The sequence below is a fragment of the Mesorhizobium sp. B2-6-4 genome, assembly GCF_006441495.1.
Classification (GTDB): Bacteria; Pseudomonadota; Alphaproteobacteria; order Rhizobiales; family Rhizobiaceae; genus Mesorhizobium.
In genome coordinates this window covers 1-25,229 of the sequence record NZ_VFUE01000005.1, presented here as the reverse complement: position 1 = coordinate 25,229, position 25,229 = coordinate 1, and the positions used below count along the sequence as shown (strand labels likewise).

The following is a 25,229-nucleotide window of genomic DNA, read 5'->3' as shown; positions in this document are numbered from 1 at the left end:
AAGTGTGGCGGGATTCGCCGTGGCGGGATTTTTTTGATGGATTCGCTGATCACGGCCGCGGGGCTGTTGCTGGCGGCGGGTGACCCGCTCGGCGCGCTCGACCGCGTGGCGTTGCGCGAGGACGCGCCGGCGCTGGCGCTGCGCGGCATCGCCATGGCGCAGCTCGGCGATCTCGACCGGGCCAGGGCTCTGCTGCGGCGGGCGGGGCGCACCTTCGGGCCGAGGGAAGCGGTGGCGCGCGCCAGATGCGTCATCGCCGAAGCCGAGATCGCGCTGGTTTCGCGCGACCTCGGCTGGCCGGCCAAGGCGCTCGACGCGGCGCGGGCGACGCTGGAAAAGCAAGGCGACCGGCTGAACGCCGCGCATGCGCGGCACCTGGAAGTGCGATTCCTGTTGCTGATCGGCCGTCTCGACGAGGCCGAGCAGGTGCTGGCCGGGCTCGATGCGACGCCGTTTCCGCCGGCTTCGCGGGCCGCGCACGAGCTGGTCGTCGCCGGCATCGCCATGCGGCGCCTCAGGACGAAGACCGCGCGCGCGGCACTCGAGCGGGCCCGCCACGCCGCATGGCGGGCCGGCATTCCCGGACTGATGGCCGAGGTCGACAGCGCGTTCCGGGTGCTGGCAACGCCGGCGGCGCGGCTGATCGCGAACGGCCAGGAGCATCCGCTGCTGCTCGAGGAAGTCGAGACCTTGCAGGCATCGGAAGCGCTGGTGGTCGACGGTCTTCGTTATGCCGTGCGCAGACAGGAGGCGCGGGCCTCGCTGGCGACGCGCCCGGTGCTGTTTGCGCTGGCGCGCGCGTTGGCCGAGGCCTGGCCCGGCGACATGCCGCGTGCGGCGCTCATCGCCAGGGCCTTCGGCGGCAGGCACGCCGATGAATCGCATCGCGCCCGGCTGCGGGTCGAGATCGGCCGGCTGCGCGCCGAGCTGCGCGGGCTGGCCGACATCCAGGCGACGAAGCGCGGTTTTTCGCTGGCGCCGAAACGGGGCGGCGAAGTGGTGGTGCTGGCGCGGCCTCTCGAGGAGCGGCATGCGGCAGTGCTCGCCTTCCTCGCCGACGGCGAAGCCTGGTCGAGCTCGGCACTGGCGCTGGCGCTCGCATCCAGCCAGCGCAGCGTGCAGCGCGCGCTGGAGCAGCTTGCCGAGGCCGGCAAGGTGCAATGGTTCGGCCACGGCCGGGCGCGCCGCTGGATGACGCCGCCGGTGGCGGGTTTCACGACCACCTTGTTACTCCCGGCGCCGTTGCCGAGCGGCTAGGAATGGATCACACGATCAAAGGTGAGGATGAAGACATGAAACATGCGGCGGCCGAAATCCTGCGCGAATACGGCCCCTTTGCGGGCGTGGACAGCGTGCATGGGGTGAGCTTCGACGGGCGGAACGTCTGGTTTGCTTCGGGCAAGGGGCTCACCGCCTTCGACCCGGAGAGCGGGCAGGCGGTGCGCTCGATCGATGTCGCCGCGCATGCCGGGACGGCCTATGACGGCCAGTACCTCTACCAGCTCGCCAAGGACCGGATCATGAAGATCGATCCCGACACCGGCGCGGTGCTGTCCACCATTCCGGCGCCCGGCGGCGGCGGCGATTCCGGCCTCACCTGGGCCGAGGGCACGTTGTGGGTGGGGCAGAACCGCCAGCGCAAGATCCACCAGATCGATCCCGAGACCGGGGCGGTCCTGCGCGTCATCGAATCCAACCGCTTCGTCACCGGCGTGACCTGGGTCGATGGCGAGCTATGGCACGGCACCTGGGAAGGCGACCAGAGCGATGTGCGGCGCGTCGACCCGGTGACCGGAGACGTGCTGGAACGGCTCGACATGCCGCCCGGCAAGGGCATATCGGGGCTCGAATCCGACGGCGGCGACCGCTTCTTCTGCGGCGGCGGCCCGGGCGGCGTGGTGAGAACCGTGCGCCGGCCGAAATGAGGGCTGATCTTTGCGGTGAGCTCAAATGCCGACGCCTGCGGACAAGCGACAGGAACATAACCTGTATCGATCACACATCCGGCAATTTGTTCGCCGCCGGCTGGCCGTTGCCCGATGCCGGGCCTAGATAGGCTGGACCATCTTAGCAGAGGACCAGACCATGCCTGAACAGATTTCGTTGAACGACGGCTCGACCATTCCCCGGCTCGGCCTTGGCGTGTGGCAAGTCGATCCCGCTATCACCGCCAAGGTGGTGGGCTGGGGGATCAAGGCCGGCTACAGGCTGATCGACACCGCCGAAGGCTACCAGAACGAGAAGGGTGTCGGGGAGGCGATCCGGGGCGCGGGCGTGCCGAGAGGCGAGCTGTTCATCACCTCGAAGCTGCGCAACGGCGCGCACCAGCGCGATGCCGCATTGCGCGCCTTCGACGATACGATGGACAAGCTCGGTATCGAACAGATCGACCTGTTCCTCATCCACTGGCCGGTGCCCAGCCAGGACAAATATGTCGAGGCCTGGCAGACATTGGTCGAGCTGCAGAAAGCCGGCCGGATCAAATCGGTCGGCGTGTCGAATTTCAACCGGGATCACCTGGAGCGCATCATCGGCGAAACCGGCGTCACGCCAGCCGTCAACCAGATCGAGCTGCATCCGCGTTTCCAGCAGCGCGAGATCAGGGAGTTCCATGCCCGGCACAACATCCACACCGAAAGCTGGAGCCCCCTCGGTAGCGGCAGGCTGCTCGGCGACCCGACCATAGCAGGCATCGCCGCAAAGCACGGCAAGTCCGCGGCGCAGACGATGATCCGCTGGCATCTCCAGGAAGGGCTGATCGTCATCCCGAAATCGGTCCACCAGGACCGCATATCGGCCAATTTCGACGTCTTCGATTTCGAACTGGACGCGCAGGACCTGAAAGCCATCCGCGGCATGGATTCAGCCGACGGCCGCGTCGGGCCGAACCCTGCCACGGCGGCGTTCTTGTTTTGAGGTGGTCGAACTGCCAATCTCCCCCTCGTGGCGCGCGCAGAGCGCCAATGTCCATCACCAGCGGCCAAACAGGTCGAACCCGGTCGGACTGACCCCCTCTGTCCTGCCGGACATCTCCCCCTCGAGGGGGGAGATCGGTTGGTTTCGCCTTCAGTCCTCAAATCCCCGAGCCGTCCAGCTGCTGGGCGTCGTCGCCTTCCCAGGGCGAGGGCATGGAGGCGCGGGCGAGGTTGGCCGAGGGCATCGGCATCCAGCATTTCAGCTCCGGCTCGGCATATTCGACGATGCGGCCGGGCGAGGAGTCCGACGCGCGCCAGCCTTCTTCGCCGAACTGGTCGCCATCCGACCAATAGGCGAGGTCGACTTCCGCCGGCCCCTGCTCGGACGGCCGGACCGTGACGAGGATCCGGCTGCCGTCCTTGGGCGCGCTTGACATGTGGCGCCAGCGGTCGGGCTCATCCATCGCTCATCCTCCTCGAGATCCATTGCCATGCTTCGAGAGGGATAGTCGCCTCGCGTCCGGAAGCGGTCAACCCGGACTTTTCGCAAAACCCGTCGTTGCGGTCGCGACCGCATTGTCGGATTCGATCGGCGCTATCCGTCCTTGGCGTGCATGCCGCAACAAGGAGCGAGGCGATGGCGAGTGACAAGGTCGGGCCGAAACCGCACGGGGTGGACGTGGGGATGAAACTGTTCTTCAGCCGCAACCCCAATCCGCGCCTGGGAGTCGCGGTGGCCCGTCACCTCGGGGCGAAGGTCGCGTTCGAATTCGCTTCGCCCATGGCGCCGGGGCAGGCGGCGCGGTTCCGTCCGCTCAATCCCAATCTTTCCCTGCCCTTGCTGGCCTGGCCTGGAGGGAGCCTCTGGGAAGCGGACGCCATAGCCTGCCGGCTTTCGCACGACATGGGTTCGGATTTCTGGCGCGCGGGCGACGACGAACCCGAGATGATCCGTTGGCTGAGCTGGGGCAAGGAAGAGTTCGTCAGGGCCTGCGACATCGTGCATTTCGAGCGCGGCACCAAGCAGCGCTATGGCATCGGTCCGATCGACGCGGAAAAGCTCGCGGAGGGACTGGAACAGTTCCACAGGACGGCGCCGATCCTCGAGGCGGCACTTGGCCGGCGGCCATGGCTGGCGGGGACTTCGGTTTCCTATGCCGATTTCCGCATGGCGACGTTCCTGCCCTTCAACGACGCCGCCCGCTTGCCGCTCGGCGATTATCCCGAGATCGAGCGCTGGTACCGCCGGCTCGAAGAGATCGAGGCCTGGCGCGATCCGTTCCAGGGGCTGGACGCGCCCGCATTGGCGCCGGTCCCCGGACGGTGATGCCCGCGTGAGACGACGCGGGAGCGGCCGACCAGGCTTCAGGATTTGATTCGCGATTCCGCTTCAACTGCTTGTTTTCACGTCCATCCGAAACGATTGCGCGCTTGTCATGCGATCGTTCAGCCGGTCCGAGGTTCGCATCAGGCAGGCAGCATTCGCACAACTGTGCGCAACGCCCAACCGGCGGCCATCAGCGCTCGACGCTTTGCAATCGGATTGATAAGTCCCTCTGCGAAGGAGCGGCTGAGTCTGACATGACCGTTGCGATCGAGATGGGACAGACGACCGCCGGCGCGCCGGCGGCGCTGGACCTTGAGGAACTGCTGGCGACGCGGCTTTTGGTGCAGGGCAATTCGGGCTCCGGCAAATCTCATTTGTTGCGCCGGCTGCTGGAGCAGAGCGCGCCCTGGGTGCAGCAGACCATCATCGACCCCGAAGGCGACTTCGTGTCGCTGGGCGAACGCTTCGGCCATCTGGTGATCGATGCCGAGGAACATACCGAGCGCGGGTTGCAGAGCGCCGGCGAGCGGGCGCGCATCCACCGCGTCTCCACGGTGCTCAATCTCGAAGGGCTCGACGCCGAGAACCAGATGCGGCGCGCCGCCGCCTTCCTCGGCGGGCTGTTCGAGGTGGCGCGCGACCATTGGTATCCCATGCTGGTGGTGGTGGACGAGGCGCAGCTTTTCGCGCCGGCGGTGGCCGGCGAGGTTTCCGACGAAGCGAGAAAGCTTTCGCTCGGCGCCATGACCAATCTGATGTGCCGCGGCCGCAAGCGCGGGCTTGCCGGCATCATCGCCACGCAGCGCCTTGCCAAGCTTGCCAAGAACGTCGCGGCCGAGGCTTCCAATTTCCTCATGGGCCGCACCTTCCTCGACATCGACATGGCACGTGCCGCCGATCTGCTTGGCATGGAGCGGCGGCAGGCGGAGGCTTTTCGCGACCTGGAGCGCGGGCATTTCATGGCGCTGGGCCCGGCGCTGTCGCGCCGCCCGCTCGGCCTGCGCATCGGGCCGACGGATACGAGCCCGCGCAACGGCACGCCGCGGCTGATGCCGTTGCCGGAAGCGGCGTTGGAGGATGCCCGCGCGATCATCCTGGCGGCACCGCCGCCGGAGGCCGTGCGGCCGCAGCGGCGGGTGACATCGCCGGACCTGCTCGACCAGCTGATGGCGGCGAAGTCCGCGGCGCTGGAGATCCGCCCCGAACCGGCCGAGCCGGCGCCCAGCGCCGAGGACCTGGCGGAGCGGCGCGAGCGGATGGACCGCATCCTGCGCGCCATATTGGCGGAGCCCGACGCGGGCTTCCGCGTCATCGGCGTGCTCTACCAGGAGTTCGTGGTGCGCTGCCGCATCGAGGGGCTGGCGTCGGTCGTGCCCGATCTGCAGGAGTTCCGCCGCATGCTGACGCGCGCCCGCGCCGGCGTGGGTTCCGATATGGCCGAGGACGATGCGTGGCGCGACGTCTCCGTGCGCGCCTCGCTGCTGCCCGAGGACATGCAGGGCGTGTTCATGATGATCGCCCGCGCGGCAAAGGAAGGCTGGCCCTGCCCGAGCGACGCCGCGATCGCCCGCGCCTATGGTTCGCACTCCATGCGCCGCGCCCGGCGCCTGCTCACCTACATCGAGGAGCAGGGCCTGATCGTGTGCCAGCTCGACGGTACCGGCCGGCGCACCGTGACGCTGGTGGAACTCGCCTGGGCGACGGCGCCGGGCGACCCAAATGCGGCGCCGGGCGACCGCAACGCGGCGCCGGGCGATCCCAATACCGAGGAGACGGAGCAGGGTAGCCTGGCGCTGTGATCAATGCATGCGCGCGGCACGGTTGCGGTTTTCCACTGGAACATAACGAGAACATGTGATACTCTATCGCATCGGTGAGTCTTGCGCGGTACGGTCGAGGGCGATGGGAAAAGTTTCACAGATTCGCAGGTCGAAATTGCCTGCCGTCTTGCGCTCGGTGGCTGATGCATTGCGAGTGGCGCGCGCGGAGCTGTCGAAGGCTCGCCTGCTGGCGCGCGCATGGTGCGAGACGATCGATGAATGCGACCGCGAAACCTATGCGGTTTCGCTGACTCGGCGCGCGCTGGAGGCCTTGTCGGCGGCCCTCGGCATTTCCCCGGCGATCTGCCCCTCGCTCGCCTTCGATACGGAGGCGCTGGACGAGCCGGCTTCCGCGCTTGCGCACAGCATCGGAGAGACCGCCGCGCGGCTGCCGATCCTCGAAGCGCTGCATCTCGTCACCAGCCTCTATCCGCTCCTGCTGCCGACCAGGGAGCGCGGTGAGCGCGGTGCCTTCTACACGCCGCCGGCGCTGGTCAACCGCCTGCTCGACCAGGCCGAGGAAGAGGGCCTGGACTGGCGCAGCGCGCGGGTTCTCGATCCCGCCGCCGGCGGTGGGACGTTTCTGTTTCATGCCGCGCACCGCATGATCGCCGCGCTCGGCGATTGCGAGCCCGCCTTCGCGCTCAGCCATGTCGGCACCAGGCTTGCCGGTTTCGAGCTCGATCCTCTCGCGGCGCGGCTGGCGCAAGGCGCCCTGGAGATCGCGCTCGCCGATATCGCGACCAGGACCGGGCGCGCCGCCCCGGCCATGGTGACGGCCTGCGACACGCTTGAAGCCGATCCGGAACCCGTCTTCGATCTCGTCGTCGGCAATCCGCCCTATGGGCGGGTCTCGCTGCCGTCGCAATTGCGCGAGCGCTATGCGCGCGGCCTCTACGGGCACGCCAATCTCTACGGCGTTTTCACCGATGCCGCGTTGCGCTGGACCAAGCCTGGCGGCCTCATCGCCTTCCTGACGCCGACAAGCTTTCTCGGCGGCCAATACTACTCGGCGCTGCGCAGCCTTCTGGCCAAGGAGGCGCCGCCCGTCGCGATCGACTTCGTGCATGCGCGGCGCGGCGTTTTCGAGGATGTGTTGCAAGAGACGCTGCTTGCCGTCTACGTCAACGGCGCCGAGCCGCGGCGCGCGCAGATCCACTACCTGACCGTCGCCTCCGAGACCGAGGCCGGGATTGCCCGCAACGGCACGATTGGCTTGCCATCCGACCGCGCCATGCCCTGGCTTGCGCCGCGCACGCCGGAGCACAGCCGGCTCATCGCCCGGGCCGAGACGATGACGCATCGCCTTGCCGACTGGGGCTATGGGGTCTCGACCGGCCCGCTGGTCTGGAACCGCTTCAAGGGTCAATTGCGCGATCGCGCCGGCGGCAAGGGGGTGCATCCGTTGATCTGGGCCGAAGCCGTGACCGCCGACGGCCAGTTCGCCTATCGCGCGCGCAAGAAGAACCACGCTCCCTACTTCAAGCTGGAGGCCGGCGACGGCTGGCTGCTTGTCGAGGCGCCCTGCATCCTCGTCCAGCGCACCACCGCCAAGGAACAGGCCCGGCGCCTGATTGCCGCCGAACTTCGCCAGGAATTCATCGATGCGCATGGCGGCGTCGTCGTCGAAAACCATCTCAACATGGTCCGCGCGACCGGCAGCACGAAGGTGCCGGCGGCGGTCGTGGCGGCGCTTTTGAACAGCCGTGTCGTCGACGATCTTTTCCGCTGCATCAGCGGCAGCGTCGCCGTTTCCGCCTTCGAGCTCGAAGCGCTGCCACTGCCGTCGCCCAGGAGCATCCAGGCATTGGAAAGGCTGGTCATGGCCGGTGCACCGCGCGACAGGATCGAGGCGGAATGCAGCCGCCTCTACGGTGAGCCTGCATGACGGCACGGCCGCCCTATGCGACGCGCGATCTTGTCGCCGGGCGCCTGCCGCTGATCTTTCCGGAGGGCACGCCGAACCGCATCTATTGCATCCGCGAACTTGCCGCCAGCACCGTGTTCGCCGCTCTCTACATCGGCGCCGTCGAGGGTTCGGGGCGATTCCTGGGCCCTGTCCATGTTTATCGCATGACCCGCGAGCAGGCGGCGCTGGCGGACGATGCAGATCGGGATGCCTACGCCGCAACTGTCCTGCGCAAGAACGGCGCCGTCGCGGGATCACGCTGGTACGCGGACAATACGCGCGAGCCCATCCGCGACGAGACGCTGCGGGACGGGCTGGTGGCGATCGGCGCGGTGCTGCGTCGCGAGGATCTGCCGACGACTTCAGGCCAGCCCCGCTATGCGCTGAGGGCGGCATTTGCAGCCCTGTTCGACCCGGCGCTGGAAGGCGAGGCGCTGGAAACCGCCATCGCGGACTTCCAGGAAACGCATCTCAGCAAGGGCGCGCTGGCCCGCGTGACCATCATGCGCGCCGGCGCTGTCGCCAACACCGCCGGCATCCGCGTCACGTTTCCGAACGGCGACACCAGGCTTTTGGCGCCGGGACCGAGTTCGGTCATCGCGCAAGCCGTCATCGAGGTGTTCGCCAAACGGTTTCTCGCCGCCCCTGCCATGTTGTGGCTGAGCGAGAGCGGCAACAAGGTGGTCCTGCGCGACGACGCCATCGCCAGTGCGATCGGCCTCAAGATCGAGGCCGACAGGAACTTGCCCGACATCATCCTCGCCGATCTCGGCCGCAAGGAGCCGTTGATCCTGTTCGTGGAAGTGGTGGCGACCGATGGCGCGATCACGGATCGCCGGCGCGATGCCCTCCATGCTGTCACGGACGCGGCCGGTTTCGACCGAAAACAGATCGCGTTCCTGACCGCCTATCAGGATCGCCAGTCCGCCGGCTTCAAGAAGACCGTCGCGCAGCTTGCCTGGGGCTCGTTCGCCTGGTTCGTCTCCGAACCCGGCCAACTCCTCGTGCTTCATGACGGCGCGGCCGACGGGCGTCCATTCGGCAGCTTGCCTTGGACAGTGATGTAATAACGCTTCCCCAGCGTCACTAGGACAGCCGGTCGATACACGGATTATCCGGTGTTGCGCTCCGTTGGCGGCCTAGCCTGCTATGTTTAATGTTGGAGTTATTGTATAGGAATAAGGTCTGGCGAATAGCACTTCGTTTGTTGGGAACGAGTAGCATTTCGTTTGATGGCGAGGGGAGCGCCAAACGATGAAGTTCAACTTCGATGGACCTCCAGTGGATGAATCCGAGGCTGACATCCCGCTCGCCTGCCAGCGCCAATTGTTGCCTCTCGTGGGCGAAATCGTCGAGGCGGCTGTCGCGGCCGGCTGGGACAAGGATGATGTGCTTCTGGCTTTTGTGGAACTCGCGTGGGATCTTTACGAAAAAGGTCGCGGGGACCCGCAATAGACGGCCGTGAACGACTGGCTCCGCGCCGCGCCGTTGCGTGCCACTGATGCCGAACAACGCTGTCGAACCACAGGGCCGACACAGCCTCGCATGTGAACTCCTCCTTCGTGACCGATGCGTTGCCGGCTTACGCCCGGGCCGACGAATCCGGAAGCGAAGATCCGTCAAGGCTCTTCGCTATTGACAGAAATGCTGCTGAACTTCCTTCGACGGTCAGTTCTTCTTTCTTATCTCGAATAAAGAATTTTCTTTGCGCGTGGAAGTTCTTTTCAATTCGAGGCGTGTGCGTTACGTTGATTCCGGGTCAGGGGAAGGGGATACCAAGCGGCGGTAAGCCGGCTGAGGCAACACGTATGAAACATGCGGGCGGGGCTCGGGAAAGCGGCGATTCCCAGGGCGTCGATCAAGAGCGGACAGCTCGATACGTCCTGGATATCATTCCGGAAAGTGCTGGTCCCAGAAGAGCCACCGCCCGCGGAAGCGTCATCTATTCCGTCCGCAGTCCGGGATCGCAGAAATTCCTGGCCAGGGAGCATTCCACGGGGATTGTGCTGAGGCCGGCACGCAAGCTGAGAGCCTCGCTCGGCAGTGACAGGATCACGCAGTACGATGCGCCGGTCGGCTGTCTCGTCGTCAATCCGGCGGGCGTCGACAGCACGCTGGCCTGGTCGCAGACCAGGGAGAACGCCGTCGTTTCGATCTCTCCCGAAGCGCTGTCCGAGCTGGCGGCCCATGAGTTCGACCTCCCGGACGTCAAGCTCGAGCCGCCCGCGTTCGGCACGGTTGACCTGAGGGCGCTCAACATAGCCCAGATGATCACTGCCGAACTGACCGACAGGCTGCCGCCGAACGAGCTCTATCTGGACTCGCTGCTGACGGTGTTCGGAGTGCATCTGCTGCGCGGTTATACGGGTCGCAAGAGGCAGGCCGCGTCGCCCAAAGGCGGGCTCTCCGCCGTTGGCGCCCGACGCGTGCGAGAGTATCTCGACCAGAACTTCGTGCGGAAAGTCATGGTCGCCGAGCTCGCGTCGGGCGCGGGGGTGTCACCAAATCATTTCATAGCAAGGTTCGCCGGGACATTCGGCATGCCGCCGCATCGGTATCTGATCAACCTGCGCCTCGATCTCGCGGAAAAGCTGCTGGCCGGCGGAGAGTTGCCGATTGCCGAAGTCGCCTACCTTGCCGGATTTTCGGATCAGAGCCACCTGGCCGCGACCATGAAGAGATACAGGGGAAGGACGCCAGGCGGGCTGGTGACGCTTTCCGCAGGAATTGAAAGCCCGACCATGGCAAAGTAGCAACAGCTGCTGGCCAGCGATCCAAGACCGGAATTTCCTACAAGGCTTCCGGAGTTTTTCAAAATACGTCCGTCACCACCTGTGCCCCAAGCTTTGCTGGAGTCATTTGGAATGCCATTCAGTTCGCGCATTGCTTGCCATCCGGCCGGATCGATCACATGAGCGGGGTTGGCGATGCGGGCCCGCTTCGATCAATCACGAATTGTTTTTCAGGGGAACGGGGAGGGAGGCCTCGGGTTGAAGTTCATCTGGGAAATATCGGGAGGCCGAAAAATGCCGGGCGATGATGGTCCCCCCGGATCGGTTTCCGGAGCCAATTCGGCCCGGCAGCCGCTGCTCAACGTGAAGGGCGGGCTTTCCGCCCGCAGTGCGCGCAAGGTGCAGGAGTTCCTGAACGAGAACTTCTCGCGCAAGCTGGCGCTTGCCGAAATGGCCGCCGTCTGCGGATTTTCATCGTACCACTTCGTGCGCGCCTTCTCCAGGACGTTCGGCATGCCGCCGCATCAATATGTTCTCGATCTCAGGCTGGACTTCGCGGAAAGACTTCTTGCCGACAGCCGCATGACCATCGCCGACATCGCCCATCTGAGCGGGTTTTCGAGCCAGAGCCACTTCACCACCATGATGAAGAAATACCGGCAGATGACGCCGATGCAGGCACGGGCGGCCAAGTTTAACGCAAAGATTAGATGAAGCCGCGCTCTCGTCATTATTTGATTACTTGATTTTAAAGCAGTTGCTAAGGTAACGAGCCGTTAACCTCCGCGTATATGCTCGTATCTTTTCTCACGAGACAGCAATTTCGTGAAATACCGCGAAGGGGAATCATGTCTTCCTGCTATGGAGTGGAAGTGTCAGACATTTCGTGCCGGCCAGCGGAGAGGGAACCATGACCGACAATCATATTTCGGGCGGCCATATTTCGGGCGGCTCGCTCCTTGTTCAGCGCCGTGCGGCGCATTTCGCCAGTCACTGGATCGCGAATGGCGATCCTCGGTCCCGCTCGGCCCGGCGGCGCTTGATGGCGGTCCTGCGCATGGCGCATCGTGCGCTGGGCATGGGGCGCAAGCGCTTGGGGCTGGGAACGCTGGGCGTCGGCGGGGCGCTCGGGACAGCCGTGACGCTGGGCGCCTTCGCGATCGGCATGGCCGCGACGCCGGCTCAGGCGCAATATCAGGCCGGCGGCGGTTCGGCGACCGCTCCCGAGGCCATCGCGGTCGGAAACGGCTCAAACGCCAGCCTTAACTGGGCCATAGCGCTCGGCTTCCAGGCCCAATCGACGGCGCAATACGGCGTCGCCATTGGTCGCACCGCGTCGGCCACGGGCACCGGCGGCGCAGTGGCGATCGGCTCCGGTACGATTTCAAACAATATCAACACGGTAGCGATCGGCGTCGCCGCGGGTGCCACTGGGGCCGGGGCCAGCGCGCTGGGCACCAACGCCCAAGCTTCGGGAGGGAACTCCACCGCAGTCGGTGTCAGCGCCACGGCCAGCAACAACTATGCGTTCGCCGCTGGCTACGGATCCGTAGCCAGCGGGCTGCGCAGCACTGCGATTGGGCAGTTCGCAGGGGCGTCCGGGCTGGATGCTGTTGCACAAGGCACCAGCACCGTTGCGAACAGCCAAAATGCCGTCGCCGTCGGCTTCCAGTCGACCGCAACCGCGATAAACGCCGTCTATCTCGGCTCGCGCACCGCTGCCGGGACGGGAGCCTTGGCCCAGAGCGCCGTTGCTATCGGTACGGACGTGACGGCGTCTCAGGTCGACACCACCGCAATCGGACGCCAAAGCAAGGCAACGGGAACGGGCGCCACGGCGATGGGTAAGAACGCCAGCGCCTGGGGCAACCAGTCCATTGCATTCGGTGTGGGCGCGCAGGCAGGCGTGCAGGCCGACACGGCCGTGCCCAACAGCATCGCCATCGGCACCAGCGCGCTTGCGAATAAGAACAACGCGATGGCGCTCGGCACGCTGGCCAATGCCACGGAGGACGGTGCCATCGCCATGGGCTCCTCTACCAACGCGACAGCCACGCAGGCCGTGGCGCTTGGCGTTTCCGTCAACGCCACTGGCGCCGGCGCCACCGTGGTGGGCAGCGCAGGCTCCACTGCGTCCGGCGCCTACTCCATTGTGGTAGGCGCCACCAGTACCGCGAGCGGAGCCAATTCCATCGCCATCGGCCCCTCGACCAACGCGACGGCGGCTAACACCATCGCCTTGGGCGCCAGCGCCAAGGCGGATTCCGCCGAAGCGGTCGCCATGGGCACCAATGCGGTAGCGACCGGCGGCAAGGCCGTCTCCATCGGCTCCGGCAACACCGCCTTTGGCGACGGCGCGGTCTCGATCGGCGACCCGAGCTATGCCAGCGGCACCGGCGCCTTCACCGGCGGCGCCAACAACATCGCCAACAGCGACGGCACGGCGACCGCCACCGCGGCCAACATGGCCAACGGCGCCGTCGCGATCGGCAACAGCAACAAGGCGATCGGGCAAGGTTCCGTGGCGCTGGGCAACGGCTCGACGGCGGGCGCCGCCGGTCTTGCGGGCAATGTCGCGATTGGCGATGGCGCGACGGCGGCGGCAAGCTCCGGCGACGTGGCGCTCGGTTCGGGCTCGGTGACCACCACGGCGGTCGGCACGGCCAGCGGGGTGGTCAACGGCACCACCTACGCCTTCCAGGGCACCAACCCGACCTCGACGGTCAGCATCGGCGCGGCCGGCGCGGAACGCACCATCACCAACCTGGCGGCTGGGCGGATCAGCGCGCTCTCGACCGACGCCATCAACGGCTCGCAGCTCTTCGCCACCAACCAGGCGGTCGATGCCATCGGCGCCGTCGTCAACAACATCAATGTCGGCGGCGGCATCAAGTATTTCCATGCCAACTCGACGCTGGCGGATTCGCAGGCGCTGGGAGCCGATTCCGTCGCTGTCGGCCCGAATGCGGTCGCCAACAATGCCGGCGATGTCGCGATCGGCCTGAATTCGACGTCGGGCGCCACGACCAATGTCGGCGGCACGACGATCGGCGGCGTCAACTATACCTTCGCCGGCGGCACGCCGGCGGGCGCCTTCTCGGTCGGCTCGGCCGGCGCCGAGCGCCAGATCCAGAACGTCGCGGCCGGACAGTTGAACGGCGGTTCGACCGATGCCGTCAACGGCTCGCAGCTCTTCGCCACCAACCAGCAGGTGACCCAGAACACGACCGACATTGCCAATATCGGCGCTGGCGTGACCAATCTCGGCAACACGATCAACAACATCACCGGCGACACCTCGACCGTCTTCACCGACGCCAATGGCGAAGGCATCCGCTATGCCCGCACCAACGAGTTCGGGCTGGCGCAGACCGATTCCTTCGCCCAAGGCGTCGGTTCCACGGCGGTCGGCTACAATGCGACCGCGACCGGCGTCAGCGCGCTGGCGCTCGGCCGCGACAGCAATGCCAGCATCGACGGCGGCGTGGCCCTCGGCTCGGGTTCGCTCTCCGATCGCCCGATCGCTCCGGCTACCGGGCAACTGCCCGCCGGCCCGTCCAACTTCATCGAGTACAACACAACCGACAAGGCGCTGCTCGGCGCCGTTTCGGTCGGCAACGCCACCTCCTACCGGCAGATCACCAATGTCGCCGACGGCACGCAGGACCAGGACGCGGTGACGGTGCGCCAGCTCGCGGGCGCCATCGGCGCCGTGTCGGCCACCTCGACCAAGTATTTCCATGCCAATTCGGTGGCGGGCGACTCGCTGGCGGTCGGCGCGGAATCGGTCGCGGTCGGCCCGACCACGGTCGTCAACGGCGATAACGGCATCGGCATCGGCAACGGCGCCATCGTCGACCAGACGGCGCCCGGCGGAACCGCCATCGGCCAGAACGCCCATGTGATGCTGGCCGACGGCCTGGCCTTCGGCACCAATTCGCTCGCCTCTGGCATCCAGTCGGTGGCGCTCGGCGCCGGCGCGCAAAGCACCTTCATCAACAGCGTGGCGCTGGGCGCGCAGTCCATCACCTCGGTCGGCGCGCAGGCCGGCTACGCGGCCTTTGCCCTGACCGCTCCGCAGACCTCGGTGGGCGAGGTGTCGATCGGCGACGCCGGAGCTGAACGCAAGCTCACCAATGTCGCGGCGGGCTCGGCCGACACCGACGGCGTCAACGTCTCGCAGCTGCGCGGCGTGTCGCAAAACGTAACCAACCTGTTCGGCGGCAACACCACGCTCAACCCCGACGGTTCGATCACCGGGCCGACCTACACCGTCCAGGGCAACACCTACACGACCGTCTATGACGGGCTCACGGCGGTCGACAATGCCTTGACCACCATCAGCAATGGCGGCGGCATCAAGTACTTCCACGCCAATTCGTCGCTGGCCGACAGTATCGCCGGCGGCACCGACGCCGTGGCGATCGGACCCGAAAGCGTGGCGAGCGGCAACGACAGCCTGGCCGCCGGCCATGGCTCTACCGCTACCGGGACGGGCGCGGTCGCGCTCGGCCAGGGCGCGCAGGCCAACAACGCCAACGATGTGGCGCTCGGCTCCGGCTCGGTGACGCAGAGCGCCGTCGGCACCTCCAGCACCGTCATCAACGGCAAGACCTATGCCTTTGCCGGCACGACGCCGACCGGAACAGTCAGCGTCGGCGATGCCGGCGCGGAGAGGACGATCACCAATGTCGCTGCCGGACGGATCGCCGCCGACAGCACCGACGCGATCAACGGTTCGCAGCTCTTCGCCTCCAACCAGGCGATCGAGGCCCTGCAAACGGGCGTCGGAAATCTCAACCAGAATGCGGTGACCTATGACACGCAGGGCGGCGCCAAGACGAACACCATCACGCTGCAAGGCGGCGACGTCAACGCGCCGGTCGTCATCTCCAATGTCGGACCCGGCGTCGCCGGCACCGACGCGGTCAATGTCAACCAGCTGACCAAGGGCCTGGACACCGCCATCAGCACATCCAACAGCTATACCGACAAGGTGGCGGCCACGACCCTGCAACAGGCCAACGACTATACCGACCAGAAACTCGGCCAGCTGAATTCGGACATCAGCGGCATCCGCGACGAAGCCCGGCAAGCGGCGGCAATCGGCCTCGCCGCCGCCTCGCTGCGCTACGACGACCGTCCCGGAAAGCTGAGCGTCGCGGCGGGCGGCGGCTTCTGGCGGGATGCCAGCGCCTTTGCCTTCGGCGCGGGCTACACCAGCGAGGACGGCCGCATCCGCGGCAACGTCTCGGGCACGGCGGCGGGCGGAAATGTCGGTGTCGGCGCCGGCCTGAGCTTCACGTTGAACTGAGGCGGGAATGAACGGGGCAACCAGCCGTCATGCCCGGCTTTTCCTCCTGACCTGCCTGGCGCTTGCCGGCGGCCTGTCCTTGGCCGCCGGGCCAGCCGCCGCGCAAGCGACCGCGCCCTACAGGATCAAGCCGTCCGACGTGGCGGTGCCGCCGGATGTGAAGCTGGGCCAATACCAGCGCACCATCCGGCCCTTCGAGAACTGGACGCTGATCTGCGACGAGAACCTCAAGGCGCGCAAGAAGGTCTGCAATGTCTCGCAGGTGATCGAGGACGGGGCCGGCAAGATGGCCTTCAGCTGGTCGCTCGCGGCCACGCAGGACGGCAAGCCCTACATGATCCTGCGCACCGCGCCGAACGCGAAAAGCGACGGCCTGGTGTCGCTGAAGTTCGACGGGCGCGACCCGATCGACGTCCACTTGAACGGCTGCAACGAAGTGGTCTGCGTCGGCATGCTGCCGGTGGGGCCCGTCATGCGCCAGCAGATAGTGCAGAAAGCGACGCCGGCCATCTCCTACCCGACCGTCGATGGCCAGACGATTACCGTGACCGCAACGCTCAAGGGGCTGTCCGAGGCCCTTGCGCCAATCAAATAACCGAGGCAGCACCGTGAACCAGCAAGACCCGTTCATCTCCCCAGCGCGCGGCCCGAGCGTGGAGCCGGACCGCAAGAGGATCGTCGAGCCCGATCGCAAGAGGGGCGCCGAGCCGCAGCGGCGGTGGCCGCGCGTCCTGGGCTTCTCGCTGCTGGGGCTGGCCATGATCGGCATCGGCTTCGCTGCCGCCAACTATGCCGCGATCGCCGGTCTCGTCGGCACCCCGACGGCCGCACAGGCCGGGACGGCGCCGCCCGCATTGCCGGACTCGCCCTTCCTCGAACATGTCAAACAGGCCGGCGTGCAGGCCTGCTCGACAATCTTTCCCGTGCTCGGACAGGTGCTGACGACGGGCTCGAAATACAGCGTCAAATCCTTGTGGAACGACCAGGCCGCCGACAAGCACGCCGTGCAGGCCCTCGTCGGCATGGAGTATGCGACGGAAAAATACAGCGGACCGGCCGCCGGCGTGGTTTTCGCATCGCCCACCGCTTCCGGCTGCGAAGGCGCGATGGTGCGGGTGGCGCCGTTCGCCAGCCCGTGTTCGGAGATCCCGTCCGTTCTTCCGCAAGGCAGCAAGATCACCGACCATCTCGGCCAGGTCGAAGTGTACGAGCTGGGCGGCAATTCGGGCGAAGCGCTTCTGCTGCCGACCGGCAATAGCTGCGTGGTGATTTCCATAGCGTCGGCGTCGAAGTGAGACAACGTGATAGGCGAATGGGCGAGGGCTCCTGGAAAGGATTGCAGACCATGAAATCGCGACGTCTGGCAGTTTTGTGCATGGCCCTGCTGTGGAGCGGGCAGGTTGTCTCGGCCGACCTTGTGGCGCCGCCGGAGCCGGAGCCGAAGGAGGAAAAAGGCATCTGGGGGGCGATCGCCTATTCCAGCATCGATACCAAGCACGGCTTCTTCTGGGGCGCCGACAAGCGCCAGGAGGCGAAGGACGCCGCGATGAAATACTGCGAGAACGCCGGCGGCAAGGGCTGCACTGTTGTCACGGTGTTCCGCAATCATCGCCATTGGACAGACGACGACGAGACGGGCTTTCCCTACAAGCACTGCGGCGCCCTGGCCGTGGCTAAGGAGAAGCAGAGCGACCGGCTGACGCCTTGGGGCGCGAACTCCGCTGAGACCCGCAAGGACGCGGAAGATCTCGCTCTGCATGCCTGCGAGGCGGCGGGAACCGAATGCAAGATCCGCGAGTGGGTCTGTACCTGAAGCGCGTCGCGCTCACGCGACGCGCTTTGGAATTGCTTTTACACACCCTGCGTGAGGCAGATGACCATGCCCGCGGCCCCGGAATCCCATCCGGTTCTCGGGGCCATGCGCGTGAACCCCGAAAGAGAAAGCCGCAATCGTTGTTAGACAGATTTGTTCTTCTGAAGGCGGCCGCAATCTGCGCGGTGGCCCTGGCTGCATCGAGTACCTGTGCGCAACAACAGCAGGCGGCCACGCTTCCAAACGGCGCGTCGTCGCTCCAGGAGACCTATCAGGACTGGAGCCTGGCCTGCACCATCCAGGACAATGCACGCGCCTGCTCGGTTTCGCAGGACCAGACGCAGAAGAACGGCCAGAGGCTGCTGGCGGTGGAGTTGCGGGCGGGGCCGAAGGGTGGATTGACCGGAACCCTGCTTCTGCCGTTCGGCATCCTGTTCGACCCAGGCGTGACGATCCAGATCGACGACCAGCCGCCGCTGGGCCAGTTGCGGTTCCGCACCTGCCTGCCGAACGGATGCGTGGCGCAGTTTCCGATCGACCGGGCGCTGGCGCAGAAGCTGAAGGCGGGCGGCGTACTGACGCTCAACGTCGTCACCGACGCCGAGACCAAGCTCAACTTCCCTGTTTCCCTGAAAGGCCTCGGCGCCGCCCTCGACCGCGTCGCGGCGCTGAGCGGGCGATGAGGAGGGGCGAAGTCGGCTTTAGTCCAGCTCGCGTGGCCTTTGGGCCGCAGCGCCGGAGCCCCACAAGGCGCGCCTGAGCAGGTTCCGTCCGCCCTTGCGCGGGACAAGATTAATATCGCTGACAAGCTTTGCGCCGCCCTCGCGCCGCTCCAATGTGATCTTACGGCTGTGGAAGGCTTCCAGCTCGGCGCGATGCGCCACACTTATGATGGTCACCTTCGGCAATTCGTGGATGACCGTCTCCATCATCTTGTCCTGGCTCTTCTCATCGAGCGCCGACGTCGCTTCGTCCAGAACGACGATATCGGGATGATGCAGCAGGAGGCGCGCGAAGGCGAGCCGCTGCTTTTCGCCACCCGACAAGGTCTGGTCCCAGGGCGCGTCTTCCTCGATCCGGTCCTTGAGATAATCGAGCCCCACCTTGTCGAGGGCGGCGTTGATCTTCTCCAGCGTCCAGTTGTCGGCGGCGGCCGGATAGGCGACCGCGCGGCGCAGCGTTCCGGAGGGGATGTAGGGACGTTGCGGCAACATGAACAGCCGCCTGCCGGGGTGGAAGTCGACGCTGCCGCCACCCCACGGCCAAAGGCCTGCGACGGCGCGCACCAGCGTGCTCTTGCCCGAACCGGATTCGCCGGCCACCAGCACCCGCTCGCCAGGCTCGATCTCGACCTCGGTTTCCTTGACCACGCCGGTGCCGTCGTCGAGCGACACCGAGAGATTGTCCAGGCTGAGCATCGCACCGTCTTCGGTTTCGCCGTGCCTGATGCGGCCCAGCGCGTCGCTGCGTTCGGCGCGCTCCAGCCCGTCAAGCGACATCATCAGCGAGGCAATACGCCGTGCCGAGGCGTTCCAGTCGGCGAGGCGGGGATAGTTGTCGACCAGCCATCCGAACGCGGCCTGCACGATGGCGAAGGCTGAGGCAGCCTGCATGATCTGTCCAAGGGTCATGCTGCCTTCGAGAAATTTTGGCGCGCAAAGCAAGATCGGCACGACCGGCGCAAACAGGCTCGACCCCTGCGACACCAGCGCTGTGCGCATGTGCTGGCCTGTCAGCAGCGCCCATTGCCGGAGCACCGTGCCGAACGTCTTGTCGATGCCGCTGCGCTCCTCCTCCTCGCCGCCGAGCAAGGCGATGCTCTCGCCGTTTTCGCGCACGCGCGTCAGCGTGTAGCGGAAATCGGCTTCCGCTTGGTTCTTCTGCTCGGAGAGCCGCACGAAATGGCGGCCGATGACCACCATCGAAGTGGAGGTGATGGCGGCGTAGATCACCGCGGTCACGACCAGGAAGCCGGGAATGGTGACGCTCCAGCTTCCGATCGGCAAAGTCAGCGCCCCGCCGATCGTCCACAGCACCACGATGAAAGTGGAGGCCGACAGAAACGCGTTGATCACGCCGGAGATGAAATCGACGGGCGATTCCGTGGCGATCCGCAAATCCTCCGCGATGCGTGCCTCGGGGTTCGTGTGGTCGCCGCCCACGAGGTTCAGCTGATAGTAGCGGCCGCTTGCGAGCCAGCGCGCGATGATGGCGGTGGTCGACCAGGAACGCCAGCGGCGCTGGATCGTCATGCGAAGGTAGACTTGCGCGACGACAAGGCTTGCGCTTCCCACCACGAGTGGCGGGAACACGGCGCTGAGCACATAGACGGTGTGGGCGTCGCGCTGCTCGATGGCATCGAAGATCGAGCGGTTCCAGATGTTGATCCCATACTGGAAGCCGACATTGATGCATATCAGCATCAACAGCCCGATTGTGAACGGCCAGGCCAGCTTGTCGCCGCGCGTGCTCCAGTAGCCGCGAGCGCTGATCCAGAAGCGCCTCAGCAGGTATCGCTTGCGCGCCTGCTCGGCCTCCTGCGGCGTCAGCTCCGGACCGGGTTCGATGGCCCCGGGCGGTGGCGCAGCCTCGCCCACGACCTCGGACGCAACTTCGACTGTCGAGGCCTTCTCCTGGTGCGACTTCTCTGCCTTGCGCCGCCTGGCGCCGTCGACCGTTTTCGGCATGAGTTCAGCCTCGGATGTAACGGCGACAACGGCCTAAAAATCAAAAAGTTTCACCAGGCCCGCTCCAGACGGCGCCATGGGTCTCCCCGTGCTCCCCTGCTCGACCCGCGATGCCGCCAGCCGCCGCTGGACAATTCGCCAGCCGGCGGGCCCGTTTAGCGACGGTCTCCTCGCAGCCGGAACGAGACCGTGTGCTTGGAACCAATGATGGGTGAGACTGTTTAGCCATGAACTTCGATGCGACGCCGACGTCCCGGCCCGGTCGGGTGAGCAGCGACCTTGAGGAGCCCCTTGTCATGAAGATTTCGTCCAGATTTCGTTCAGTCGCCATCGCCGTGATCACTGCCGCGGGCGTTGGCTTTGCCAGTGTCGCGCACGCCGACACCGGAACGATCCGCTTCTCCATCTACAAGGCGGCCTTCTTCATCGGCGGCGCCGGAGGCGAGGGCACGCTGACCTTCCATGGCCGCCGGTATCCGATCTCGGTCGGCGGCATTTCGGGCGGCCTCGCCTTCGGTGCCTCCAAGACCTATTTCCGGGGCACCGTGCGCCATATCAAGCGCGCCCGGGACGTGACGGGTGTGTACGGCGCGGCGGGCGGCGGCGGCGCGCTCGGCAAGGGCGCCCAGGTGATCGTCATGACCAACGACAAGGGCGCCCAGCTCGAGCTCACGGGCAGGCAGGTAGGGCTGCAAGTCAACGCCGATCTCAGCGGCATGAGCATCACGGTGAAGTGAGGGCGGTCACTGCGTCGGTGTTTCGAGGGATGAGCCGGCGGCCCCTCCCTACCGCTCCTCCACGATCCGCAGATAGGCCGCCGTCACGAACAGCACGATCAGGCCGAACAGGATCCTTCTTGCCCCCTCCGGCATCTGCAAAATCGTCAGCAGCGTCGTCAGCACGGTCAGGATCAAGGCACCGATGATGGTGCCGGTATAGCCGCCGCGGCCGCCGAAGATGGAGGTGCCGCCGATGACGGCGGCGGCCACGGAGGGCAGCACCAGCGGTTCGGCGAGGGACAGGGAAGGGGCCTTGATCAAGCCGATATAGAGCAAGCCGGTGATGCCGGCGAGCAGGCTGGATAGGACGTAGAGCGCGGTGATGACCTGCCAGTAGCGCACGCCGGAAAGGCGGGTCGCGCGCTCATTGTCGCCGACGGCGTAGAGCAGGCGGCCGAAACCGGTGCGGTTGAGGCCGAAGACGATCAGCACCGCGACGGGGACGAACAGAAGCAGCGCGTTGGGAAACCCTGCGGTCACGCCGGTGCCGAGCCAGGCGAGGAAATCGGGGATCTTGGCGCCCGAGGCGATCACCGTGCGTTGATAGACCTGCAGGAAGCCGGTGCCGATCAGGCTGGTGCCCAGCGTCATGATCAGCGGATGGACGCGGAAGACGCCGACGCCGATGCCGTTGACGAGGCCGATCAGCACCGCCGGCATCATCGCCAGGAGGAAGGCCACGGCTGGGTCCTGGTTGACGGCTTGCGTAGCCATGATGAAGGCGCTCATCGTCGCCACCGTGCCGACAGAGAGATCGATGCCGCCGGTCAGCATGGTCATGGTCTGGCAGCCGGCAAGGATCGCCAAGGGAATGGCGAATTTGATGGTGTTGGCGATCCAGCGCTCGTTGACGATGCCGGGGCGCAGGATCTGCAAAATCACAACCAGGATGACCAGCAGGATGACCAGCGGAATCAGCGGCCGGTCGGCCATGAAGCGTTTGACACGGCGGCCGAAGGGGACGGGTTGGGGCGTGATTGCTGACGTGCTCATGGGGTGGCTCTTGTCTGCAAATGTAGCGCCCTACGGCGGCCCCCTCTGTCCTGCCGGACATCTCCCCCTCTAGGGGGGAGATCGGATGGGGTGACGGCTTTCGCAAATTGTCGGCGTTGCAAGAATGAGCGAGACGCCGAAGCTGCCAATCTCCCCCTTTGAGGGGGAGATGTCCGGCAGGACAGAGGGGGGCGCCGTAGAGCGCTATGCGCCAATTCATTCTCCCTCATCATTGCCGACCCCGCATCGTAATGAAAGCCCCGAACATCACCACGGCGACCATGATCAGGCCCTCGATGATGGCGGTGACGTTGGGGTCGATGGCAAGCAGGGTGAGGTCGGTGCGCACCAGGCGCAGCACGAAGACGGCGACGATGGGGCCGAGCAGGCCGCCCTTGCCGCCGCCCAGCGCCACGCCGCCCAGCACCACGGCCGCGACGCTGGCGAGCAGATAGGGGCCGGGAATAGGAGCGCCGATGCCGGTGCTCATGGTCAGCGCCAGGCCGCCCATGGCCGCGAACAGGCCCGACAACGCATAGGCGATGATGCGGGTGCGCTTGACCGGCACGCCGCTGCGGAACGCCGCCAGCTCGCTCGAGCCGATGGCGTAGATGGACAGGCCGAGGCGCGAGCGCCTCAGCGGTATCCAGACGATGCAGAGGCAGATGATCAGCACCAGCAGAGCCTTCGGCAGCCAGGCGTCGATGTTCTGCGGCAGGCCGGGTATCGGGACCGTGCCTGAAATCATCGCCTTCAGCCATTCGGCGGCGGCGCCGCCCGGCGCGCCGAGCACCAGAAGAGCCGCCCCTTGCAACACGAACAGCATGGCGAGCGTCACCACGATGTCGGGGACACGGGTGGCGACAATGAGCAGGCCGTTGAGCGCGCCGAGCACAAAACCCATGGCCAGTACGAAAGGCACCACGAACAGCGCGTATTCTTCCGAGGCGCCGGCCATCATCGAGGCGGCGGTGACGCTGGTCAGCGCCATCATGGCGGCGACCGACAGGTCGATGCCGCCGGCGATGACGACGACGGTCTGCGCGGCCACGGCAAAGGCGTAGGGCAAGACGGCCCGCGCGAGCGAGCCGAAATCGCCGCTGCCATAGCCGGGCTGGATCAGCTTGGTGACGACGAACAGCACGACGAGGAGGGCGAACAGGCCGGCGACCCAGCCCTGGCGGCGCAGGAGATGGCTCATGGCGTCACCTCCGGTGCATCCGGCGTATTTGCTGTGGGGTCCGCCAAAATGCCGACATCGGCCTTGGCGTCGCGCGGCAGGCCGTAGGCGGCGCGCATCAGTGCCGGCTCGTCCGCCTCCTCGACCGGGAAGATATCGACGACGCGGCCGCCGAAGATGACGATGACGCGATCGCAGACGCGCTGCACCTCTTCGAGTTCCGAGGTGTAGAACAGCACCGACTTGCCGTGGCCGGCGAGCTCGCGCAGCAATTTGTAGATCTCCTGTTTGGTGCCGACATCGATGCCGCGCGTCGGGTCGAAGCACAGGATGGTGCGGGCGTCCGCCGCGATCCAGCGTGCGATGGTCACCTTCTGCTGGTTGCCGCCGGACAGGCGCTGCACCTCGCCTTGCGCGCGGGTGTCGATCTGGAGGCGCGCGATGGCGCTCGCCACCGTGGCGCGCTCCTTGCGCATGGCGATCGGCCCCCAGTTGCGCAAGGCGGCGCTGAAGGGCAGCGCGATGTTCTCGCGCACCGAGCGCTGCATGGCGAGGGCCTCGGAGCGGTCGCCCGGCACATAGGCGATGCCGGCGCGGATGGCGTCGATCGGATGGGTGAATTTCGCCGGATGGGCGTCGACCTCGATCGTGCCGCCGGACGGTTTGATCGAGCCGGCAAGGGCGGCGAACAATTCATCCTGGCCCTGGCCTTCGAGCGCGACGACGCCGGCGACCTCGCCGTCGGCGAGCTCGAAGGAGACGTCGTTGAGCTTGGTGCCGACGCGCAGATTGCGCACGGCGAGACGCGGGCGGGCAGGGACCGATGTGGCGGCCTGGCCGGCGGCGCGGGCGGCCACCTTGGTCTTCTCGATGCGGGCGCCGAGCATCAGCTCGACGATCTTTTCCTCCACGCCGGGCTCGATGTCGAGAACGCCGACGGTCGCACCGTCGCGCAGCACGGTGGCGCGGTCGCAGAGCGCCGAGATCTCGACGAAGCGGTGCGAGATGAAGATCACGGCGCGGCCGCTGTCGCCCTGGCGACGCACGACTTCCAGCACTTTTTCAGCGAGGTTGGCGGGGAGCGCCGCGGTCATCTCGTCGAGCAGCAGCACGTCGGGCTCGACGGCGAGCGCCCGCGCCAGGTCGAGCACGCGCAGCACCGCCAGTGGAATGTCGCGCGCGGTGTCGCGCAGGTCGAGGTCGGGAATGCCAAGTTCGCGCACCCAGGCACGGAACGGCTCGACGGGCGTGCCGGTGAGCCGCAGATTGGACAGTATGTCGAGATCGGGGATCAGCGACGGTTCCTGGTAGACCGGCAAAAGGCCAGCGCGGCGCGCGGCGGCGGGCGAGCGTATGTCGCGCGCCTCGCCACGGATCAGGACGCGCCCGGCCGAGGCAGGGACCGCGCCGGTCAGGATCTTCACCAGCGTCGACTTGCCGGCGCCATTGGCGCCCATCAGGGCATGCACTTCGCCCGGCAGGACGGACAGCGACGCGTCGCGCAGCGCGGCAACCGCACCGTAATTCTTGGCGACGCCGGAGGCGTCGAGGAGGGGTTTGGTGGTCAAATTGCTGTCCGTACCAGAAACTCAATTGCTGGCGCTCTACGGCGCCCCCCTCTGTCCTGCCGGACATCTCCCCCACAAGGGGGGAGATTGGCCGCAACTTCGGCTTTCGCCAATTTTCAACGTGGCAAGACGAGAGCCGGCGCCGAAACTGCCAATCTCCCCCCAAGTGGGGGAGATGTCCGGCAGGACAGA

At 66.3% G+C, this 25,229-nt stretch carries 21 protein-coding genes; 16 read left to right on the top strand and 5 right to left on the bottom strand.

Going from position 1 to position 25,229, the window contains the following annotated elements:
• Positions 1 to 36 precede the first annotated feature (36 nt).
• The 3 genes from FJ426_RS08340 to FJ426_RS08330 all read left to right on the top strand — a co-directional run bounded on the left by FJ426_RS08340 (position 37) and on the right by FJ426_RS08330 (position 2,916).
• Entirely contained in the window at positions 37 to 1,257 is a 1,221-nt protein-coding gene (locus FJ426_RS08340; protein ID WP_140561116.1) for a helix-turn-helix domain-containing protein, read from the top strand.
• 35 nt (positions 1,258 to 1,292) lie between these two features.
• On the top strand, positions 1,293 to 1,925 hold the full coding sequence (locus tag FJ426_RS08335) for a PQQ-binding-like beta-propeller repeat protein (RefSeq protein ID WP_140561115.1): 633 nt from the start codon (positions 1,293 to 1,295) through the stop codon (positions 1,923 to 1,925).
• A gap of 160 nt (positions 1,926 to 2,085) precedes the next feature.
• A complete protein-coding gene (locus tag FJ426_RS08330) occupies positions 2,086 to 2,916 on the top strand; it encodes an aldo/keto reductase (protein WP_140561114.1) in 831 nt (276 codons plus the stop codon).
• Positions 2,917 to 3,073: 157 nt separating this feature from the next.
• Here FJ426_RS08330 and FJ426_RS08325 read toward each other — a convergent pair whose 3' ends face one another.
• On the bottom strand, positions 3,074 to 3,379 hold the full coding sequence (locus FJ426_RS08325) for a hypothetical protein (RefSeq protein WP_140500102.1): 306 nt from the start codon (positions 3,377 to 3,379) through the stop codon (positions 3,074 to 3,076).
• A gap of 221 nt (positions 3,380 to 3,600) precedes the next feature.
• On the opposite strand from FJ426_RS08325, the gene FJ426_RS08320 reads away from it, so the two are divergent.
• The 12 genes from FJ426_RS08320 (at position 3,601) to FJ426_RS08265 (ending at position 18,513) form a co-directional block, all read left to right on the top strand.
• On the top strand, positions 3,601 to 4,242 hold the full coding sequence (locus FJ426_RS08320; RefSeq protein ID WP_140561133.1) for a glutathione S-transferase family protein: 642 nt from the start codon (positions 3,601 to 3,603) through the stop codon (positions 4,240 to 4,242).
• A 254-nt stretch (positions 4,243 to 4,496) separates the two neighbouring features.
• Positions 4,497 to 6,041: an ATP-binding protein gene (locus FJ426_RS08315; RefSeq protein ID WP_224619410.1), complete on the top strand. Its 1,545-nt coding sequence runs from the start codon at positions 4,497 to 4,499 to the stop codon at positions 6,039 to 6,041.
• 136 nt (positions 6,042 to 6,177) lie between these two features.
• Positions 6,178 to 7,950 carry an N-6 DNA methylase gene (locus FJ426_RS08310; RefSeq protein WP_246675519.1) on the top strand — a complete coding sequence of 591 codons (1,773 nt, stop codon included), beginning with the start codon at positions 6,178 to 6,180 and terminating at the stop codon, positions 7,948 to 7,950.
• On the top strand, positions 7,947 to 9,038 hold the full coding sequence (locus FJ426_RS08305; RefSeq protein WP_140500097.1) for a BsuBI/PstI family type II restriction endonuclease: 1,092 nt from the start codon (positions 7,947 to 7,949) through the stop codon (positions 9,036 to 9,038). Before FJ426_RS08310 ends, FJ426_RS08305 begins: the two co-directional genes overlap by 4 nt.
• A gap of 187 nt (positions 9,039 to 9,225) precedes the next feature.
• Positions 9,226 to 9,426, top strand: coding sequence for a hypothetical protein (locus FJ426_RS08300; RefSeq protein WP_140500096.1), 201 nt, complete (start codon positions 9,226 to 9,228; stop codon positions 9,424 to 9,426).
• Between the two features lie 107 nt (positions 9,427 to 9,533).
• Positions 9,534 to 10,724: an AraC family transcriptional regulator gene (locus FJ426_RS08295; protein ID WP_246675518.1), complete on the top strand. Its 1,191-nt coding sequence runs from the start codon at positions 9,534 to 9,536 to the stop codon at positions 10,722 to 10,724.
• A gap of 273 nt (positions 10,725 to 10,997) precedes the next feature.
• Positions 10,998 to 11,417: an AraC family transcriptional regulator gene (locus tag FJ426_RS08290; protein ID WP_246675517.1), complete on the top strand. Its 420-nt coding sequence runs from the start codon at positions 10,998 to 11,000 to the stop codon at positions 11,415 to 11,417.
• 196 nt (positions 11,418 to 11,613) lie between these two features.
• Positions 11,614 to 16,017, top strand: coding sequence for a YadA-like family protein (locus FJ426_RS08285; protein WP_140561111.1), 4,404 nt, complete (start codon positions 11,614 to 11,616; stop codon positions 16,015 to 16,017).
• Positions 16,018 to 16,024: 7 nt separating this feature from the next.
• The gene (locus FJ426_RS08280; RefSeq protein ID WP_140561110.1) at positions 16,025 to 16,612 is read left to right on the top strand and encodes an invasion associated locus B family protein; all 588 of its coding nucleotides are present in this window, start codon (positions 16,025 to 16,027) and stop codon (positions 16,610 to 16,612) included.
• 13 nt (positions 16,613 to 16,625) lie between these two features.
• Positions 16,626 to 17,312: a hypothetical protein gene (locus tag FJ426_RS08275; protein ID WP_140561109.1), complete on the top strand. Its 687-nt coding sequence runs from the start codon at positions 16,626 to 16,628 to the stop codon at positions 17,310 to 17,312.
• 50 nt (positions 17,313 to 17,362) lie between these two features.
• The gene (locus FJ426_RS08270; RefSeq protein WP_140561108.1) at positions 17,363 to 17,830 is read left to right on the top strand and encodes a DUF4189 domain-containing protein; all 468 of its coding nucleotides are present in this window, start codon (positions 17,363 to 17,365) and stop codon (positions 17,828 to 17,830) included.
• 176 nt (positions 17,831 to 18,006) lie between these two features.
• Positions 18,007 to 18,513: an invasion associated locus B family protein gene (locus FJ426_RS08265; protein ID WP_246675527.1), complete on the top strand. Its 507-nt coding sequence runs from the start codon at positions 18,007 to 18,009 to the stop codon at positions 18,511 to 18,513.
• Positions 18,514 to 18,531: 18 nt separating this feature from the next.
• Here the strand turns inward: FJ426_RS08265 and FJ426_RS08260 are convergent, their stop codons facing one another.
• The gene (locus FJ426_RS08260) at positions 18,532 to 20,517 is read right to left on the bottom strand and encodes an ABC transporter ATP-binding protein/permease (protein WP_140561106.1); all 1,986 of its coding nucleotides are present in this window, start codon (positions 20,515 to 20,517) and stop codon (positions 18,532 to 18,534) included.
• A gap of 296 nt (positions 20,518 to 20,813) precedes the next feature.
• On the opposite strand from FJ426_RS08260, the gene FJ426_RS08255 reads away from it, so the two are divergent.
• Positions 20,814 to 21,254: a hypothetical protein gene (locus FJ426_RS08255; RefSeq protein ID WP_140500175.1), complete on the top strand. Its 441-nt coding sequence runs from the start codon at positions 20,814 to 20,816 to the stop codon at positions 21,252 to 21,254.
• A 48-nt stretch (positions 21,255 to 21,302) separates the two neighbouring features.
• Here FJ426_RS08255 and FJ426_RS08250 read toward each other — a convergent pair whose 3' ends face one another.
• From FJ426_RS08250 to FJ426_RS08240, 3 genes are all read right to left on the bottom strand, one after another.
• Positions 21,303 to 22,289 carry an ABC transporter permease gene (locus FJ426_RS08250; RefSeq protein WP_140516049.1) on the bottom strand — a complete coding sequence of 329 codons (987 nt, stop codon included), beginning with the start codon at positions 22,287 to 22,289 and terminating at the stop codon, positions 21,303 to 21,305.
• Between the two features lie 229 nt (positions 22,290 to 22,518).
• On the bottom strand, positions 22,519 to 23,490 hold the full coding sequence (locus FJ426_RS08245; RefSeq protein ID WP_140561105.1) for an ABC transporter permease: 972 nt from the start codon (positions 23,488 to 23,490) through the stop codon (positions 22,519 to 22,521).
• Entirely contained in the window at positions 23,487 to 25,037 is a 1,551-nt protein-coding gene (locus FJ426_RS08240; protein WP_140561104.1) for a sugar ABC transporter ATP-binding protein, read from the bottom strand. Before FJ426_RS08240 ends, FJ426_RS08245 begins: the two co-directional genes overlap by 4 nt.
• Between the last annotated feature and the right edge of the window lie 192 nt (positions 25,038 to 25,229).

Coding starts and splice junctions, on each gene's coding strand:
- FJ426_RS08260 (WP_140561106.1), bottom strand. CDS start 20,517: ATGCCGAAAACGGTCGACGGCGCCAGGCGGCGCAAGGCAGAGAAGTCG.
- FJ426_RS08300 (WP_140500096.1), top strand. CDS start 9,226: ATGAAGTTCAACTTCGATGGACCTCCAGTGGATGAATCCGAGGCTGAC.
- FJ426_RS08325 (WP_140500102.1), bottom strand. CDS start 3,379: ATGGATGAGCCCGACCGCTGGCGCCACATGTCAAGCGCGCCCAAGGAC.
- FJ426_RS08280 (WP_140561110.1), top strand. CDS start 16,025: ATGAACGGGGCAACCAGCCGTCATGCCCGGCTTTTCCTCCTGACCTGC.
- FJ426_RS08245 (WP_140561105.1), bottom strand. CDS start 23,490: ATGAGCCATCTCCTGCGCCGCCAGGGCTGGGTCGCCGGCCTGTTCGCC.
- FJ426_RS08290 (WP_246675517.1), top strand. CDS start 10,998: ATGCCGGGCGATGATGGTCCCCCCGGATCGGTTTCCGGAGCCAATTCG.
- FJ426_RS08340 (WP_140561116.1), top strand. CDS start 37: ATGGATTCGCTGATCACGGCCGCGGGGCTGTTGCTGGCGGCGGGTGAC.
- FJ426_RS08315 (WP_224619410.1), top strand. CDS start 4,497: ATGACCGTTGCGATCGAGATGGGACAGACGACCGCCGGCGCGCCGGCG.
- FJ426_RS08335 (WP_140561115.1), top strand. CDS start 1,293: ATGAAACATGCGGCGGCCGAAATCCTGCGCGAATACGGCCCCTTTGCG.
- FJ426_RS08250 (WP_140516049.1), bottom strand. CDS start 22,289: ATGAGCACGTCAGCAATCACGCCCCAACCCGTCCCCTTCGGCCGCCGT.
- FJ426_RS08320 (WP_140561133.1), top strand. CDS start 3,601: ATGAAACTGTTCTTCAGCCGCAACCCCAATCCGCGCCTGGGAGTCGCG.
- FJ426_RS08285 (WP_140561111.1), top strand. CDS start 11,614: ATGACCGACAATCATATTTCGGGCGGCCATATTTCGGGCGGCTCGCTC.
- FJ426_RS08305 (WP_140500097.1), top strand. CDS start 7,947: ATGACGGCACGGCCGCCCTATGCGACGCGCGATCTTGTCGCCGGGCGC.
- FJ426_RS08330 (WP_140561114.1), top strand. CDS start 2,086: ATGCCTGAACAGATTTCGTTGAACGACGGCTCGACCATTCCCCGGCTC.
- FJ426_RS08255 (WP_140500175.1), top strand. CDS start 20,814: ATGAAGATTTCGTCCAGATTTCGTTCAGTCGCCATCGCCGTGATCACT.
- FJ426_RS08270 (WP_140561108.1), top strand. CDS start 17,363: ATGAAATCGCGACGTCTGGCAGTTTTGTGCATGGCCCTGCTGTGGAGC.